We start from the raw sequence: 17508 nt of genomic DNA, 5'->3' as shown, positions 1-17508 counted from the left end.
GTTGTACATAAAGTCTATACATTTCACATTTTAGTGTTGGTCATAGGCAAGTCCGCAGGAGCAACGATTTTTTCCAAATAACAGGTGATAAGATGCGGGGAACTCCTGATTGACTCGTTGAACTTCATGTGCAAATTCCTTACTATCCTTTGGTACTGGCGAAAGTGCATTCGCTTTTTCTTGAGTGTCAATATTAGCTCCAGGTGGTACGAACCTACCAGGTGGAATTCGAACGCCATTTGTTACTACTGCATTATAAGAAATAAATGCGCCTTTCCCTACAATGGCGGTATAAACAATGGAATTAAAACCAACAAATACTTTGTCTGCGATAGAACAAGGACCATGGACAAGGGCACCATGAGCAATGGTCACTTCATTTCCAATGAATATAGAATACCTTTTTGCCCCAACTGAAATCTTTTTATTTAATAAACCATGTAAAATTACTCCGTCTTGGATATTTGTATTAGAACCTATATAAAAAGGGGTTCCCTCATCGGCACGTATACTTACATTAGGAGCTACATAAACATTGTTTTTAATGGTAACATCACCTATGACACTGGAAAACTGACTTACAAATGCTGTTTTATCAATTTTAGGGAAACGTTGAATACGATTAAATGAAGTAATAGGGTTGGGACTTATGAATGGTTCAAAACAGTGAGAATGGTTATTAGAAGAGGCGTTTACCCCTTTTTTTTCTCCCAAGTAATCACCTGCTTTACAATTTATTGGCGTATAATTATTTTATGCAAGAAGATTGAGTGAGGAATGGGCTATCATTGTTTATTTATGTATTTACTTACTGTTTTACGATCAAACCCTGTCTCTTGAGCTATAGCTGCTTTGTCTAAATTGTTTGTAGAATAAGAAAGAGATTTACAGAGTATCCATTTTAATAGAAGAAACACGTAAAAAAGGAAACAGCCTGAGCCATTTCAAAATAGGGTTCAGGCTATTTTGACGCGATCGGACGGTTCTGCTGTTTCTTTTTTAGACCACATAATAGGCACGACGCTGTTAAAGCCATGGAACAATAGGTTGGTCTTTCCCTTAATATTAGCCATAACTTTTTTTTATGGAATATTATAAAATAACGGTATTTTAATAATTTCTAATTTTGCCATATGATTAGATTAAAGAAACACAATTATTTGTAGGAGGGGTAACATGTATAATGTACAAAATTATGATGTAGTTGTAGTTGGAGCAGGAAATGCAGCTTTGTGTGCAGCGATTGAGGCGAAGGAAAAAGGGGCTCAAGTTCTTGTTCTAGAACGTGGTCCAGTAGAAAAGCGTGGAGGGAATTCGTACTTTACAGATGGAGCCATTCGTGTTGCCTACAATAACTTAGATGAAATTAGAAAAATAATCCCTGACATAACAGAGGAAGAAGCGGAAAATATTGTGATGCCGGAATACACTCAATCTGATTTTTATGATGATCTAATGCGAGTAACAGAAGGAAAAAGTGATCCGGAACTAGCAAACCAGCTTATTTCTAAATCTTATGAAACTATTTCATGGATGCATGATCAGGGAATTAGATTTGAATTAAATGAAAATCAATCCTTCGAACAAGATGATAAACGTCATTTTTGGGGAGGCCTTCCAATAAAAACAGCAGATAAGGGAGTTGGTTTAATCAAAAGGCTCTTTGAAAGGGCGGAAGAAATCGGTATTGATATTTGGTATGATTCACGTGCCATTGAGTTAGTAACTGCTAATGATAAAATTACAGGTATAAAAATAGAACAGAAAGAGAAATTGATTACAATTCATGCATTCAGTGTAATTTTAGCCTGCGGTAGTTTCGAAGCTAACAAAAAAATGAGAAGTGAACAACTTGGGGAAGAATGGGAAGCGGCGATTGTAAGAGGTACAGAGTTTAATACTGGAGACGGAATAACTATGGCTTTAGCAGTTGGCGCTCAAAAATATGGGGAGTGGTCTGGCTGTCATTCGATCGGAACAGATTATAATGCTCCCAAAGTAGGTGACTTTAACAAGCCAGGTGATATATTTAAAAAGTCGTCATTTCCTCTTGGTCTTATGATTAATAATGATGGAAATCGATTTGTTGATGAGGGTGCTGACTTTCGGAACTATACATATGCCAAATATGGTCGCGAAGTATTAAAACAGCCCGGTCATACTGCTTTTCAACTTTTTGATGCTCAGGTACGGCCGATGCTGCGAAAAGAATACAATCTGGAGGAAGCCACTTATTACAAAGCTGATAGTCTTGAAGAATTAGCAAAATTGATGTTGATTGATAAAGCTCAGTTTTTGAAAACGATTTCAGAATATAATGTTGCTGTTCAATATGGTGATTTTAATCCAACAGTAAAAGACGGTAAAGGAACAGTCGGAATTACTCCGCCAAAAACAAACTGGGCTTTACGAATAGACCAAGCTCCTTATTATGCATTCCCTGTTACTTGTGGTGTTACCTTTGCTTTTGGTGGGTTACATGTTAATTCAGAAGGTGAGGTGTTAGACCAAGAAGGAAAACCTATATCAGGGCTTTTCGCTGCTGGTGAAATGGTGGGTGGAATTTTCTACAAGAATTACCCGGGTGGCTCAGGATTAATGTCAGGAGCCGTTTTTGGAAAATTAGCGGGTACAGCTGCTGCACACCATTCTCTTGAAAAGATGGAAATTTCATAAATGATAACCAACACGAGTATCTGCATTCATTTTAGGCAGATGCTCGTGTTTAATTGACATTACAGCATCAGACTACTCTAAGCTTTGTTATCCTTTAAAATTCATTTTCAATAAAATTAACAAATGCCTTAACAATGTTTAATTGCAATGAATCCTCGTGGTAAAACATCCATGTCTTACGAACGATGGGTTTCCCATCCAGAGTTTTAATAACAGTTTTATATACATCACTGACATCATTTAAAATCATACTTGGCAAAATAGCATAGCCTAATCCATTGACAACCATTTTTTTGCAGGTGTCCGCTTTATCTACTTCTATGCTGACAAGTGGTGGTTGGGTGAAATGTTCAGACCACCAGTTATCTATGGAATTCTGCAACAGAGAGTCCGTATGATAATCAATCCTTGGCAGGCGTGGAAGGTTATGTATGTCTATTTTTTCTTTGGAAGCGATGCAAATGGTCTCTTCAAATAGTAAACGTTTTTGGTCTTTCCAACTGTAGTCTCCTTTAACAAACCCAATATGGACATCTTGATTATAAATTAAATGGGCAATGTGACTGCTTAAACCTGTCGTTACCTTAAATTCAATGTTAGGATACTGTTCTTTGAATTGTTTTAAGAGGTTGGGAAGCATATAATCAGTAAAAAAAGTAGAAACGCCTAATCTTAATGTTCCTTCTGTATTATTTTCCATATTAAGGACATTTTCCTTAATTTTTTGTAAGATTAATAACATTTCATCTGCACTTTTTGCTAAATACTCTCCTTGTGGAGTAAATTGAACTCCACGTCTTCCTCTATTAACAATTTTTACACCAAATTCTTTTTCTAACAGTTGTAAGCGATTTGTCAAAGCTGGTTGAGAAATATACAAATGCTGAGCAGTCTTTGTAATGTTTTTTTCCTTATAAAGGATTTGTAAAACCATCCAATCCCGTTCATCCAAGCCAATAACCTCCTTTTTTATCATCAAGATTATTTATGGATATTAATAATAAATGAATATTTTAATTATTTCTAAAAGTATACTATATTAAATTTAATAAGCAAAGTAACAACGTAAGATCCAATATGTCTAGTTTGTAACAATAAGTGGAGACAGGCCTTTCCATAGGATGGACGATTGGAACACTTCTTATGGCAACCTTTCTTTCTATTCTACTGCTGAAGTTTGCGCCGTTCCCTCATTTTCAAAATAGCTGAAATTGAAAAAAGTCTCATTCTCATCTATTAGCTTAGTTTTTGTTGTTTTACATATTTATTAAAAGCTATAATGACTTAAATCCCTTTATTAATGGTTGGCTGTATTATCTGGAAAATAAATGATGAGTGTGGTGATGATCATGTGTCCTTTTTATTATGAAAAAGAAAAAAAGAATCCAGAAACCTATTCATATTATTTGAAATCCGATGAAAGGACAGAAGAAAACGATAGTGAGATTTTAGCGCTTAAAATTAAAGGAATTATTGAAGAATCATTACGGGAGGATAGAGAAATTGTCTTTTTATGTATCGGTTCTGATCGATATGTCGGCGATTCATTAGGTCCTTTAGTAGGGACAATGCTTCAAGAAAATCAATTTCCTTTTCGTGTATATGGAACATTAGAAGAACCCGTACATGCATTTAACTTAAAAGGCGTACTAAAGGAAATCCATAAACAGTTTAAAAAGCCGCTTATTTTTAGTATTGATGCCTCTGTTGGTAATAAAGATCAAGTGGGGTATGTGATATTTAAAGAGGGGCCTTTAAGTCCTGGAAAAGCACTTGAAAAAATGCTCCCAGAAGTAGGCGATTATCATTTCGTGGGGATTGTAAATTACATAGACCCTTTGCCAACTTCTCAATTTTTAAATGATACCCGATTGTATACAGTTATGAATCTTGCAAAAACGATTGTAAAGGTGATTTTTAAAGCAAACTAGAAGCATTAGAGAATTGTACAATTACTAATAATCATTAAAGATAGAGCCATCCAAAAATCAGATTATTACCTGATTTTTGGATGGCTCAGTTTTATGATGTAAAAAATTAATTGATAGCACTTGTTATAAAAGCAACAGCAATAATGACTAACGAACAAAGAAGAGTCCATTTAAATGCATAACGTTGAAATTCCCCAATATCTGTTTTGACCATTCCTACTAATAAAAGCGTAGATGCAACAAGTGGACTTAGAAAATGTACAGGTTGCCCTAATACCGATGCTCTTGCAATTTCTAAAGGACTTACCCCATAAGCCGTACCTGCTTCAGCTAGAATTGGCAATACGCCAAAGTAATAAGCATCATTGGATAAAACGAAAGTAAATGGCATGCTAGTTAGTGCAACGACTAGAGGGAAGAAGGAACCTACAGATTCTGGAATGATCGATACTAATGCGTTTGAAATGGCGTCTACCATTTTTGTTCCGGAAAAAATCCCTGAAAAGATACCAGCAGCAAACACTAATATAACAACAGTTAATGCATTTCCTGCGTGTGATAATATACGTTCTTTTTGCTCTTCTAATTTAGGATAGTTAATCATGGAAGCGATTACAAAACCGATCAGAAATAATATTGGAGGTGAAATTACCCCCATTACTAAAACGACCATAATAGCGATTGTTAAAATTAGGTTTACCCATCTTAATTTAGGACGTTTAAAATCATATTGTAGTGAATGAGCTGCAGCTACTTCGCTCAGTTCTAATGATTGCTGAGGAATTTCTTCCACATTGATAATACCAATTCTTGCTCTTTCCTTTTTGCCAAGAACAAATGCAATAAATAGAATACATGCTATACCCGATAACATTGTAGGTAACAGTGGAAGGAAAAACTCATTAGCATCAAGACCTAAAGAGGCAATAGCTCTTGTGGCTGGCCCACCCCAAGGAGTCATACCACTCATTATGCTGACAGAAAGTAAAGAAATTGTTGCAAGAACAAGTGGGTTCATCCCAATTCGAAGATAAAGGGCCAGCATGGCAGAAATAGTAATCATATGAGTTGTTGTTCCATCGCCATCTAACGCTACGGTCATGGCAATTATCGCAGTTCCAATAGCTATTTTAACTGGATCTCCTTTAACGAACTTCACCATTGTATTGATTAGTGGATCAAATAAACCTGCATCGATTAAAATCCCGAAAAATAATATCGCGAACAATAGTAAGGCTGCTGAAGGAGCAACTACTTTTAAACCATCTAGCATCATATCGCCTAGCTCTAAACCAAATCCAGCAATAACTGCAAATCCAATTGGCACAATGACAAGAGCTGTAACAGGAGATAATTTTTTTGCCATTATTAAATAAGTAAAGACTACAACCATTGAAATCCCTAAAAAAGTAAGCATATTAATCCCTCCTCTTTTAAAAAAAGTAATCGCTTTCAAATAGTTGAAATGGTATTTTAGAGCTCAAATAAAATACCAAACCATATATTTGCGAATATTTCGTATTTTTAGGATAAATCATAGGAGGAAATAAGTAAAATATATATTTTTTAACATATTACCAAAAAAAAACTTATAATCATTCCTGTTTAGGGAGTATAGCTATTAAATATTTGGATTTTCATTTAAAAAATCTATGAAGCTTTTTACTGTGGCTAATTTTAATGAATCTTGATCATACATTAACCATGTATATCTAAATACTGGTTCTCCATCGTTATAGAATAATTCGTGAATTTGTAAGTTATCTGAAGGTTGTAGACAAATTTGAGGTACAATGGCAATCCCCAAATCATTTTTGACCATTTCTTTACATGTGTCTAGTCGATCTGTTTCCATTATAACGAATGGTGGTTCAGAAAATCTATCATGCCACCATCCATTAATAAGGGTTTTTAAAGAATTATCTGTTTTGTAATTAATAAAGGGGAGTTTAGTTAAATTCACCATATCTATCTCTTTTTTAGAAATCAAACAAAGTTTTTCTTTATGTAATAATACCTTTTTTCCATACCATTCGTAATTTCCACGTAGTATTCCTAGTTGTACAGTAGAGGAATTAAGAAGCTTCATAATATCTGTACTCCAACCTGTATTTACATTAAATTGTACATTCGGAAATTCAATTGAGAATTTCTTTAATATTTTAGGAAGCTTATACTGAGCAAAGTTACTTGAGACACCTAACCTTAATGTTCCTCTCACCTCATTTTGCATATTTATCATAAAGTCTTTCGTTTTTTGCAAATTTTTTATCATTTCCTCTGAATATTCTACTAAATGTGTGCCTTCAGAAGTAAACTCGATGCCCCCTTTTATTTTAAAGAATAATTTAGTTCCGAACTCATTTTCTAAATTTTTAAGTCTGTAAGTTAATGCTGGTTGAGAAATATATAAACGTTCTGATGCACGGCTAATATTTTTCTCTTGATACAAAATGCGGATCGCATTCCAGTCTTTTTCATCCATATTGTTTATCTCCAATCTATTGATTATAAGTTTTTTTTTGTATTTTTTTAATAAAATATCTATTTTACTTATGATAATACTTATCATACTATATTTTTAAAAGCACCGGTACTTTTTTAAAAGTGAATAAGAAAAGGTGGTTATTTAGATGAGAGTGCCTGTTGTTGTTATGCGTGGAGGAACAAGCAAGGGCGTGTTTCTTAATTTTGAAGAAATGCCAGCCGATCGTTTGCTTTGGGATGAATTTTTATTGGATATTATGGGGAGTCCAGACCGTAGACAAATTGACGGGCTAGGTGGGGCAAATTCGTTAACAAGTAAAGCAGCAATTATCAAAAAGTCAGATCTAGAAGAGATTGATGTGGAATACACATTTGCTCAAATAAGTATTGAAAATCAATTAGTGGATTTCAAAGGGAATTGCGGAAATATATCTGCAGCAGTTGGTCCCTATGCCATTGAACAAGGCCTAGTACCAGCAATTGAACCGATTACAACAGTTAGAATATTTAATACAAATACTCAAAAGGTGATTATTGCTGAGGTAGAGGTTGAAGATGGTCAAGTAAAAGTTGAGGGAATGTGTTCAATCCCTGGAGTTCCAGGAACAGGTTCCCCTATCTATCTTTCATTCACTAGTGCTGAAGGCGCAGTAACAGGAAAGCTATTTCCCACCGGAAACTCTATTGATGTGATTCAAACATCTAAAGGGCCGATAAATGTATCTATTATTGATGTTGCTAATCCATTAGTATTTGTTAATGCCAAAGATGTTGGTCTAACGGGTTCTGAATTACCTCATGAATTTACGCAAGAAAAACTAACAGAATTAGAAGAAATTAGATCAATTGCAGCCGAAATGTGTCAATTCGCCATCAAAGAAGATGCAACTTTAAAATCACCTGCAGTTCCTAAAATGACGATTATTGCTCCCCCTATGGATTACATAGATGTAACAGGGGTGGAAAGAAAGGCTTCAGATATGGACTGTAGAATAAGAATGATGTCTATGCAAAAACCACATCAAGCCCTTGCTATAACAGGCGCCATATGTACAACGGCAGGAGCATTTTTAAAAGATACAATACTATCCGATATTGTAAAAATAAATCAACAAGTTGTTCGATTAGCACATCCTGCTGGAATCATGGAAACCAAGGTTGATTTAATTGCGGGAAATATTAGTGCAATCAAGGTAGTGCGCACAGCACGTATAATTTTGGAAGGATACGTTTATACAAAGAAAAATTACGAGTTTTCTTCCATGTTAGCGTGAAGCGAGGGGACGATTCTTGTGTTACAATCAAATAGTCTAGAATTTTCTAACAAGAGAGGACTTGAGGGGTATGGAACGTAATAAAGATTGTATGTATTGCATGGAGAATGAAAGTCGCGACAATTTAATGATTGAAATTTGTCAGTTGGATGTTTCTACTGTTTTTCTTTTTAAAGAGCAGACGTATACGGGCAGATGTAATGTCGTGTATAAGGATCATGTAAAAGAACTTTTTCAGCTTGATAAAGATGAATTGGCGGCATATATGAATGATGTGAAAAAAGTAGGAGAGGCTTTAGACAAGGCTTTCCAACCAAACAAGCTTAATTATGGGGCATATGGTGATAAAATGCATCATCTACATATGCATATCGTCCCTAAGTATGAAGATAAAGAAGAATGGGGTTCTACCTTTGAAATGAATCCAGGTAAAACGTACTTAAAAGAAGAAGAATATCAGGAAATGATCGCAAGTATTAAAAAATATCTTTAACAACAAACGTTTTAAAAAATATGTACAACAAGAGGTGCACCAAATGGTGGCACCTCTTGTTGTTGAAAAATAATCGTAAATTCTTAAACGCGATTATACGGCTCTTGCACTTTCATGCTAGATGACTGCGGCACGAGCAATTTTTAATAGAAAACAATACAACCTCTGTTTCTCGAGAAAATGCTTTGAAAATACAGTAACAAAATCTTATCTAATGCTCCCTTTAATCATGCATATAAATTTGATTTTTTCCGTTTCTTTTCGCTTCATAGAGTCCTAAATCAGCAAGATGAAATAATTCACTAAACGTTCGTACACTGCCTTGTGAGTTATCTGCAATTCCTATACTAACTGATATTGAAACAGAATTTTCATCATTAGTAATCTTATCGTTTTGTAAGTTCTCTATTATTTGTTCCGCCTTCTTTTTTCCAGCTGCCAGTGAAATATCTCGTAAAATCACTACAAATTCATCTCCGCCATAGCGGCCAATTAAATCCGTTTTTCTAAAAATTTTCAAGATAATCTTACTCGTTTGTTTGATGACTTCATCACCGAAGAGATGTCCATACAGATCATTAATCGATTTGAAATTGTCGATGTCAAAAGCAATACAAACGACATTTTCATTTTTTTCAGCGGCTTGTTTTAACCAATGATTTGCCGTTGTTTCTAAATAATTCCGGTTAGATATCCCCGTTAAATAATCCGTATTTGCTTTCTTTTCTATTTCGGCAATACTATGCTTAACCTCCAGCTTTAGTGCTACTAAAGCCAATTCGCGATTGTTGATTTCATTGAGTAGCGATATATATTCTTTTTGAATGATATATCCTGTTTGAATATCATTCAGCAGGTCGCATAATTTCATACGTTCTTCTTGTATGGTTTTTAATAGATATACATCCTTATAGCTTTCGACTAGTTCCTTGGCATACGTAAAAGAGTCTAGCGCTTCCTTATACCAATGCTGCTTTGAATACCAGAATCCTTGTAAATCATAGCATTGAGATTTTTCTCTGATAAAGGAGTCTAAAATTGGATCATGAATCATTTCATCAATCAAAGTTTTGGAAGCGTCAAAATTTCCAAGCCCAATATGAGCTTTAGCAATATTTAATTTCACTCGTAGTTGTAAGATAGGATATTCAGGTTTATGTAAATCTGCCATTTCCAGTCCGATATTCGCCATTTTCAAGGCATCTTGATACTGCTCCTCGAGTATAAAGATATGACTGTAATTGCTGTAACCATTGCTTACAATATTATATTTATTTAACGTCTTTCCTAAAGCAATACTTTTTTCAAGAGTAGCTTTCGCCTTTTGATAATCTTTAGTATATTCATATAACAGTAATGAAACATTGTACAATTGTAAGTAATCTGTCTGATCCCCATATTGATTACAAATTTCTTTGTAAGTATCTATACTGTTAAATGCTTCTTCTATATCGCCAATACAGTAATATGAAGCAACATTACAAAGGTGTGCAATCAACATAGATTTATGATCGTTATATTCCAAACCCTGTTCAAGTAGATGATAGCAAGCTTCAATGGTTTCCTTGTATTTCCCTTCAGCTCTTAGCGATGTTACTCTCTTTTGTAACGACAGCAGCTCTTCCTTTTCCATGATTTCGCTCCTTAACGATTTACTAAAAAAGTATGACGTTTACTTTGTATACGTATATTATAACTCAAAAATAGTGAGGATTTATCTTATAAGAATGATCGGTTATAGTAGACCTGCTTTAATATTGATTGAAGTATTCTTTTTTCTCTCTTTCTACTATAAATATCTCCTCTAGATTACGAAATCGACGAAAAGTTTGTGCAAGTGGATGTCCGATTTAATCAAGTAAGTGGACAATTTGCTCAGGTGAATAAACGATTTGATCAAGCGGGCGGTCGATTTGATCGTTTGGAAAAAGGACAGGAAGAAATTAAAGAAGTTTTAAAACACAATGCTGCATTGTTAACAGAAAACTTTATGGATATTTGCAAAGATTTGCGAGTTAAAATCCAAGGTACTAAAGCGGATGTGGGCCTCCTGTTTAAAGAAAAGGGATTAAAAGCAAAATAAACGAATGAAAAGCGAACCGAAAGAGGCATCGAGATCCATTAGAAGCTAAAATGGGAAGAAGTTGTCTAGCTATCATTGGGCAGATACCCCCACATAACGAAACCCTCATTTATCACTTCGTAAGACCCTTTCCTATTTAGCGCTTTATAAAGAAACTTATCAAGAATCACAATCCGATATTTGTTTGCCTATGGTTATTGGTAGGTTACAAAGCAACGGAGTGGAAAATTAAAAACCACTTGTCAACAAATCTCAATATCCATACACTGCCGATCAATAAGCAGAAACCAATTGCGTATTTAGTGGATTTGGGGATTGAGTGAATACTTGTAAGTAAATTCCTCGAATATCGATAGGTTGGTCAATAGAATTGTGCAATAGGATACGGAGTAGCCAAGTTGAGGTTGCTCTTTTTTTTGAAAAAAACAAGAAAGCGTGATTGAGCCTATGTCAGATGATATTCAACATGTAAATCCAGAAGTAGCGCCTAAACTTTTGGAGGTGGATATTACGGACTCTGCAATAGGGGTTTCCTATTATAAAAAGAGTCTTAAACGATCACCTGCTAAAGCAGGTGGTCGTTTAAGTTCAAGATGCCCGTCACCAACCGAATATTCTTGTTTCGCGGGTTGTTTTCTTATGTTTTCCAATGACTCTTGCTGAGGATTATTGAGATTATAACGAGACAGAAATTTTCACGCCAGTTATCCTCTTAACCTTGTTCATTTATACATAAGTAGTGATGATGCACTTCGAAAGACGACTTTCCTCGCTCATTTGATCACTTTAAAAAAGTTAAACAGTTGGTGAATAATCTACTTCAACCTTATCTTTTTCTTGGAAAGGTGAAAGCATGAAAGCAGCCTTAAAATCTGTATTCCCTTTATTTATTAAATAATGAACTTTTTTTGGTTCAACATGGATAAAATCTCCCTTTTTACATGTGAAAACTTCATTATCAATATGTATCTCTAATTCTCCTTCGAGGATAAAGAAGTTTTCTTCCATTATATTATGATAATGAGCAGCGAAATCTTGTCCGGGCTTTAAAACAACAATTCCAAAGTTCATTCTTGGTCCTTTTAAAAGATATTTTGGACCACTATCTCTAAATCTATATTCTCTTTCGTTCTCGTTAACAATTGTCATAGTAATCACTCCATCTCATTTATTTTAATCCAGGTGCGATCCACATATGGTCTGTTAAATTGTTGTCTGCTAATTCTAGTTGTTTTTTGTAAATATCTTTCCACTTTTTATATAAAACTTCATATACGACGTTATTTTCATGATTCGGATAATACGTTTTTTCGAATTTAATTACTTTTGAAATCGCATCATCGAAATCGTTATAAACTTTTGCACCTACTCCGGCACAAATAGCAGCACCAAGCGCAGTTGATTCTCTAACGACAGGGACTCTTAATGGTTTGTTAAGTACATCGGAAACAATTTGACACCATAAATCACTTTTTGATGCACCACCAGCAAAAATAATGGACGCGGGAGATGTATTTGTTATGTCATTAACCAATTCAATATTTCCTTTTGTTACAAAGGCGGCATTTTCCATAATAGATCTGTAAAAGCTTGCCTTATTATATTTCTCTGAGTCCAGTTTGTAATTGATAAAGCTTGGGGCTGCATGTTTCCAAGACTTATAGTTCATTATATTAGAAAATGTACCTAGCATACCGTAGCTGCCAGCTGGTACGTTACGTGCTCGTTTTTCCATTTGTGAATAAATACTTTCTCCTGTTTCATTTTGAAGATACCCTTCAAGCTCACAGAAACTATCTCTAAACCATCTCATTACTAAGCCGGGGAAGAATGCAATGGCTTCATACTGCCAAGTGTTGGGTATAGCATGACAGTTAATTCTTACTCTACATTCGTCATCGATTTCAACATGATTCGTCGTATATTCGTATTGCCAAAAACTCCCCCCAAAAACAGCTGCATCTCCTTCTTTGACAACTCCAGCACCAATGCACCCTAACTGGGCATCCCCACCACCAGCAACAACTAAAGTTTCTGGACTTAGACCTGTAAGCGTTGCTATTTCTTCGGTGACATTTCCAATAACTGTTCCACTCTCATGAACAATTGGAAAAATGTCCTCCCTAAGATTTACTTTCTTAGCCAATTGAGAGTCCCAAACTCTTTCTTTAATATCAAAAAGCCCAGTCGTACAGCCGTTTGAAGGTTCTACTGAAATGACATCTGATAAACGATAGGTAATCCAGTCATTCAGCATGGTGACATACTTCATTTTTTTATAAGTCTCAGGGAGATTCTTTTTTATCCAAAGGATCCTTGGGATAGCTCCTAAGGAAAATGTTTGACCTGAAACCTTATAAATATCAGACTCGATTGTATCGCTTATGCTATAAAGATTATAAACTTCATCATTTGACCGCGAATCTACGTTTGCACAAGCCCATAATTCTTTTCCTTCTTCGTCATATAAGACAATCGCTTCTCTCATACTTGTGGTTGATATAGAGATAATATCTTTTGAAGCTACTTTGCTTTTTGTTATGGTTTCCTTGATTAGATCAGTAATTATGTTGATATTTTGATTAATATCAAAATCCATTGAACCTGGATATCTCTTATCCTCTTTATGCGTCCACTCAGATTGAGCGACACATAATTCCTGGCCTAATGTATTAAATAAGATGACTCTAACACTGCCGGTTCCAGCATCAATAGCCATTAGGTATTTTCCCATAATTACCATCCTTTCAATGATTTACTCAATCATTAACGTTCTCCCTAAACCAAACTTTGAGCGACCAATTCATCAGTAATTAGTACATCGATGTATCCCCCCTTAAGTGCACCTATGATTGCATCTTTTTTATCAAGTCCTCCTGCAACTGCTACAACATGATTAAGTGATTTTAATACATCTATTTCGGTACTAATCAGCTTTTTATGAAAATCTAAATCTAGAACATGACCATTTATGTCGTAAAACTGGCTTAGTAAATCGCCAACAGCTCCCTTTGTTTTTAAAATTTCAAAATCATTCGCATTTAAGTATCCTTCTTTAACTAAAGTCGCGCGGTCATTAAGAGCACCAATTCCTATTACAGTAATAGTGGAATAAGGAATCATTTCTAATATTTTTTTAACCGGTTTTTCTTCTAGCAAATGATCTGCAATATCTTTTGAGGATACGAGTAGGGGAGTAGGTACAATGTAGTGAGTGTAATTTGGATTCGTATAGTAATCAGACCTCGTATCTATTGCTGTGGGCATGTAGAACTTAACGCCGCCAGACAAAGAAACAAAAGTAATTTTATATTTAGTAGATATTCGTAAGTGTCCTAGGGTTTTCGATACAGCTTCTCCGTAACCGATACTTATCATTGTGTCGCTCGTAATTCGATCTTCAATGTATTGAGCAGCAGCAATTGTAAGACTTTCTACTTTATTGTCATTGGAGGTTGGGACAATAAAAATATCCTTCAAATTGTATTTTTCTTTAATCTTATTTTGGATCGTCAGATGATCCAATTCTTCTAAGTTAATTTTGAATTGGATAACATTGTTTGTTTTGGCTTTTTCAAGGTATTTAATCACCTTCATTCTAGATAGATTTAGGGATTTAGAGATTTCATTTTGAGTTAAACCTTCAATATAATACTGCCAAGCTATTTTTACGATTAAGTCATTTTCATATGTCATTTTTCATCACTCTTTTATCATTATTTGGATTTAAACAAAATATTCATCTATAAATATTTGTTTTGAATAAATACAAAATTAACAAGATAGATAGATATTGTTAACGATTTTGTAATAGCGGGAGAATAAGAATAAACGTAGATTTTAAGCCGTTTTTATGTATATTCATTGTTAAAATTTATTAGCACTTAAAAGTTAATAGTGCTTTTTGAGTAATTGAAATAGTTAAAGAGTGAATAAAATGATGCTTACTTAATAAAATGTATTAAATTAAAACTTTAGCACCATTAAGAAAGCAGTTACAAACAAGGGGTGTTTAAACTACATACATAGGCATATTTTGAGAAAGTATGGAGGGTCTTTTATGGACGTATTAAGACAGCTAGTGAAATTTGAAAATATCCAGAAGTCATTTAATCAAAATATAGTGTTAAAGGGTGTTTCTCTAGAAATTAGCGAGTCAGAAGTGATTTCGATTATTGGTGGTAATGGAGCTGGAAAGAGTACGTTGATGAAGATCCTTACGGGAGTTTATAAAGCAGATGAAGGAAGTATAGAAATTAATGGGGAAAAGGTCGTTCATTTTAATCCTTCGATCGCCCATAGTAAAGGGATTTATTTGGTTCCACAAGAACCGTTGCTTTTTCCAAATATGACTGTCGAGCAAAATCTAACGATTGGATTTAGTAAGAATAAAGTTGAAGTAAGCGAGCAAGCGAGAGGGTTCATTGAACAATTAGGTTGGAATCTAGATTTAAATAGATTTGCCATTTCCTTATCAATCGCAGAGCAGCAACAAGTGGAGATTATTAAGGGACTCCTAAGAGATGCAAATGTTCTCATATTGGATGAACCAACTTCTTCATTAACGTTTGCTGAAACGGAGTCTTTGTTTAAGTTAATCGAACAATTAAAAGCCTCTGGTGTAGGAATATTTTATATAACTCATCGATTAGATGAAGTTTTTCAAATTTCAACACATGCTGTTATATTGCGAGACGGTAAAGTGACTCTAAAAGGAAAGATCAATGATTTTACAAAGGAAATGTTAATCAAGGGATTATTACCTTTGGATAGTGAACGGAGTGGAAATGAAACATTTAAGAAGGAATTTTTGGATCGAAGTAAGGAAGAACCCATTCTTAAGATACAAAAACTAAGTGGAGACGGCTTCAAAGATATTAGCTTCGATGTATATAAGGGAGAAGTAGTTGGTCTAGCGGGTCTTGTTGGAGCTGGAAGAACAGAGATTGCAGAAGCCATTTATGGAATGAATAAAGTCCAAAGTGGAAAAATCCACTTGAATGGAAAAGATATCACAGATTTATCTGCTCGTGAAACAATTGAAAGCGGTTTATCCTATATACCTGAAGACAGATTTTTGAACGGAATTTTTTCTATAAGTTCTATAAGTAGTAATGTTACAGCACAAGTAATAAAAAAACACCGATTCATCATTGACAAAAAATTTGAACAAGATATTACGGATGAGTATGTTCGCAAATTGGGTATTAAAATTAGCACCCAGGATGATGAGGTTAAATCCTTATCTGGAGGAAATCAGCAAAAGGTTGTTATTGCAAGAATTTTATCAACAAATCCACAAATCATCATCATGGATGAACCAACAAGAGGTATTGACGCAGCTGCCAGAAGTGATATTTATTCCATCATTACTGAATTAAAAGAACAAGGATACTCCATATTACTCATTTCATCCGATTTGGAAGAAATCGAAAGAATTAGTGACCGAATATATGCCATTTATCGGGGAACCTGTCATGTTTGTTTAGGATTTGATGAGATAAATGCAACAAATGTAATGAGCGCGGCTTTTGGCACATATAAAGGAAGTGGAAGACATGTCTAAAGTCAAAAGTATGACAAAGCATCGAGAATTTAGAACGCTCGTATTCTTAGTTTTGCTGTTTGCAATTGTAGGTTTAGTTAACGCTGATTTTATTTCTTCAGGAAACATACACAATGCGGCAAAAAATAGTTTGCTTTATATCGTGCTTGCAGTAGGGATGACATTTGTTTTATTGACTGGCGAAATCGATATCTCTATCGGTGCAGTATTAGGTCTAAGTGCTTCAGTTAGTGGAGTGATTCTTAGAGATGGCGGGAGTATTTTCCTTGCTGTCATAATTGCGATCACAATCGGTGCTGTTATTGGTTTAATCAATGGATTAGGAGTGATTAAATTAAAAATCTCTTCATTTATTATGACCCTGGGTATGCTTGAAATTGTAAGGGTAACCCAAGTGATTTTTACAAATGGAAAGTGGGTTGAGAATCTTCCAGAAAACTTCAAACACATTTCAAAGATGAATTTGTTCGGAATAAATGTAGTAACGATCATGGTCATTTTAGCCGTTATTCTCATTCATGTTTACTTATCCAATGGTACAAAAGGAAGGTACTTCGCTGCGATTGGTGATAATGAGGATGGTGCCGTATTAATTGGAATACCTGTTAATCGATATAAAGTTATTGCTTTTGTCATTTCCAGCGTTTCAGCTTCCATTGCTGGGCTAATATTTGCCAGCCAAATTGGATTTATTTCAACGACTGCTGGATTGGGGATCGAAATGACTGTAATCGCTGCAGCAGTTCTTGGGGGAGTATCTTTAGGCGGAGGTATTGGGACCGTTATAGGGGCATCCATTGGAGCGATTATCATGAGTTCCATCAACTCTGCTTTAGTATTCTTGAAGGTCCCTGCATTCTGGAATTCCGCTATTTCAGGTTCTCTATTAATTATCATTGTTGTTGCTGATGTTCTAATTGCACGCCGAGCTAGCGATAAAATAAGAAAAGAAAGATTAAATGCAAGGATTCTAATCTACAAGGAGGAGGTGTGAGATT

15 protein-coding genes are annotated in these 17508 nt (G+C 34.8%); 7 read left to right on the top strand and 8 right to left on the bottom strand.

Going from position 1 to position 17508, the window contains the following annotated elements; translation table 11 throughout:
• Window positions 1-30: 30 nt before the first annotated feature.
• On the bottom strand, window positions 31-714 hold the full coding sequence (locus AC1MGI_RS19345; protein WP_480347119.1) for an LbetaH domain-containing protein: 684 nt from the start codon (window positions 712-714) through the stop codon (window positions 31-33).
• Window positions 715-1176: 462 nt separating this feature from the next.
• Here AC1MGI_RS19345 and tcuA point away from each other — a divergent pair, with 462 nt between their 5' ends.
• Window positions 1177-2676 carry an FAD-dependent tricarballylate dehydrogenase TcuA gene (tcuA, locus tag AC1MGI_RS19340; protein WP_480347117.1) on the top strand — a complete coding sequence of 500 codons (1500 nt, stop codon included), beginning with the start codon at window positions 1177-1179 and terminating at the stop codon, window positions 2674-2676.
• 94 nt (window positions 2677-2770) lie between these two features.
• Here tcuA and AC1MGI_RS19335 read toward each other — a convergent pair whose 3' ends face one another.
• Window positions 2771-3628 carry a LysR family transcriptional regulator gene (locus AC1MGI_RS19335; protein WP_480347114.1) on the bottom strand — a complete coding sequence of 286 codons (858 nt, stop codon included), beginning with the start codon at window positions 3626-3628 and terminating at the stop codon, window positions 2771-2773.
• A 376-nt stretch (window positions 3629-4004) separates the two neighbouring features.
• Here AC1MGI_RS19335 and yyaC point away from each other — a divergent pair, with 376 nt between their 5' ends.
• Window positions 4005-4607, top strand: a complete 603-nt coding sequence (gene yyaC / locus AC1MGI_RS19330; protein ID WP_480347112.1) for a spore protease YyaC — start codon at window positions 4005-4007, stop codon at window positions 4605-4607.
• A gap of 106 nt (window positions 4608-4713) precedes the next feature.
• On the opposite strand, the gene AC1MGI_RS19325 is transcribed toward yyaC, so the two are convergent.
• Together AC1MGI_RS19325 and AC1MGI_RS19320 are read right to left on the bottom strand one after the other, a co-directional pair.
• Window positions 4714-6024: a CitMHS family transporter gene (locus AC1MGI_RS19325; protein ID WP_480347110.1), complete on the bottom strand. Its 1311-nt coding sequence runs from the start codon at window positions 6022-6024 to the stop codon at window positions 4714-4716.
• Window positions 6025-6228: 204 nt separating this feature from the next.
• Window positions 6229-7092 carry a LysR family transcriptional regulator gene (locus tag AC1MGI_RS19320; RefSeq protein ID WP_480347109.1) on the bottom strand — a complete coding sequence of 288 codons (864 nt, stop codon included), beginning with the start codon at window positions 7090-7092 and terminating at the stop codon, window positions 6229-6231.
• Between the two features lie 148 nt (window positions 7093-7240).
• On the opposite strand from AC1MGI_RS19320, the gene AC1MGI_RS19315 reads away from it, so the two are divergent.
• Together AC1MGI_RS19315 and AC1MGI_RS19310 are read left to right on the top strand one after the other, a co-directional pair.
• Entirely contained in the window at window positions 7241-8368 is a 1128-nt protein-coding gene (locus tag AC1MGI_RS19315) for a PrpF domain-containing protein (RefSeq protein WP_480347107.1), read from the top strand.
• A 70-nt stretch (window positions 8369-8438) separates the two neighbouring features.
• On the top strand, window positions 8439-8861 hold the full coding sequence (locus tag AC1MGI_RS19310) for an HIT family protein (protein WP_480347105.1): 423 nt from the start codon (window positions 8439-8441) through the stop codon (window positions 8859-8861).
• A gap of 223 nt (window positions 8862-9084) precedes the next feature.
• Here the strand turns inward: AC1MGI_RS19310 and AC1MGI_RS19305 are convergent, their stop codons facing one another.
• Complete coding sequence (locus AC1MGI_RS19305) at window positions 9085-10494, bottom strand: tetratricopeptide repeat-containing diguanylate cyclase (protein WP_480347103.1); 1410 nt, start codon at window positions 10492-10494, stop codon at window positions 9085-9087.
• Between the two features lie 204 nt (window positions 10495-10698).
• Between AC1MGI_RS19305 and AC1MGI_RS19300 the strand changes: the two genes are divergently transcribed.
• A complete protein-coding gene (locus tag AC1MGI_RS19300) occupies window positions 10699-10944 on the top strand; it encodes a hypothetical protein (RefSeq protein ID WP_480347101.1) in 246 nt (81 codons plus the stop codon).
• A 795-nt stretch (window positions 10945-11739) separates the two neighbouring features.
• On the opposite strand, the gene AC1MGI_RS19295 is transcribed toward AC1MGI_RS19300, so the two are convergent.
• Genes AC1MGI_RS19295 through AC1MGI_RS19285 form a run of 3 tightly spaced genes read right to left on the bottom strand, consistent with a single transcriptional unit; the run spans window position 11740 to window position 14640 of the window.
• Complete coding sequence (locus tag AC1MGI_RS19295) at window positions 11740-12093, bottom strand: cupin domain-containing protein (protein ID WP_480347099.1); 354 nt, start codon at window positions 12091-12093, stop codon at window positions 11740-11742.
• Window positions 12094-12112: 19 nt separating this feature from the next.
• Complete coding sequence (gene lsrK / locus AC1MGI_RS19290) at window positions 12113-13678, bottom strand: autoinducer-2 kinase (RefSeq protein WP_480347097.1); 1566 nt, start codon at window positions 13676-13678, stop codon at window positions 12113-12115.
• Between the two features lie 44 nt (window positions 13679-13722).
• Window positions 13723-14640 (bottom strand): sugar-binding transcriptional regulator, encoded by a 918-nt coding sequence (locus AC1MGI_RS19285; RefSeq protein ID WP_480347095.1) that lies wholly within the window; start codon window positions 14638-14640, stop codon window positions 13723-13725.
• A gap of 364 nt (window positions 14641-15004) precedes the next feature.
• Here AC1MGI_RS19285 and AC1MGI_RS19280 point away from each other — a divergent pair, with 364 nt between their 5' ends.
• Complete coding sequence (locus tag AC1MGI_RS19280; RefSeq protein WP_480347093.1) at window positions 15005-16510, top strand: sugar ABC transporter ATP-binding protein; 1506 nt, start codon at window positions 15005-15007, stop codon at window positions 16508-16510.
• A complete protein-coding gene (locus AC1MGI_RS19275; RefSeq protein WP_480347091.1) occupies window positions 16503-17504 on the top strand; it encodes an ABC transporter permease in 1002 nt (333 codons plus the stop codon). Before AC1MGI_RS19280 ends, AC1MGI_RS19275 begins: the two co-directional genes overlap by 8 nt.
• Window positions 17505-17508 lie beyond the last annotated feature (4 nt).

Source organism: Peribacillus sp. BM1, assembly GCF_056679975.1.
This window is presented reverse-complemented; position numbering and strand designations above follow the sequence as displayed.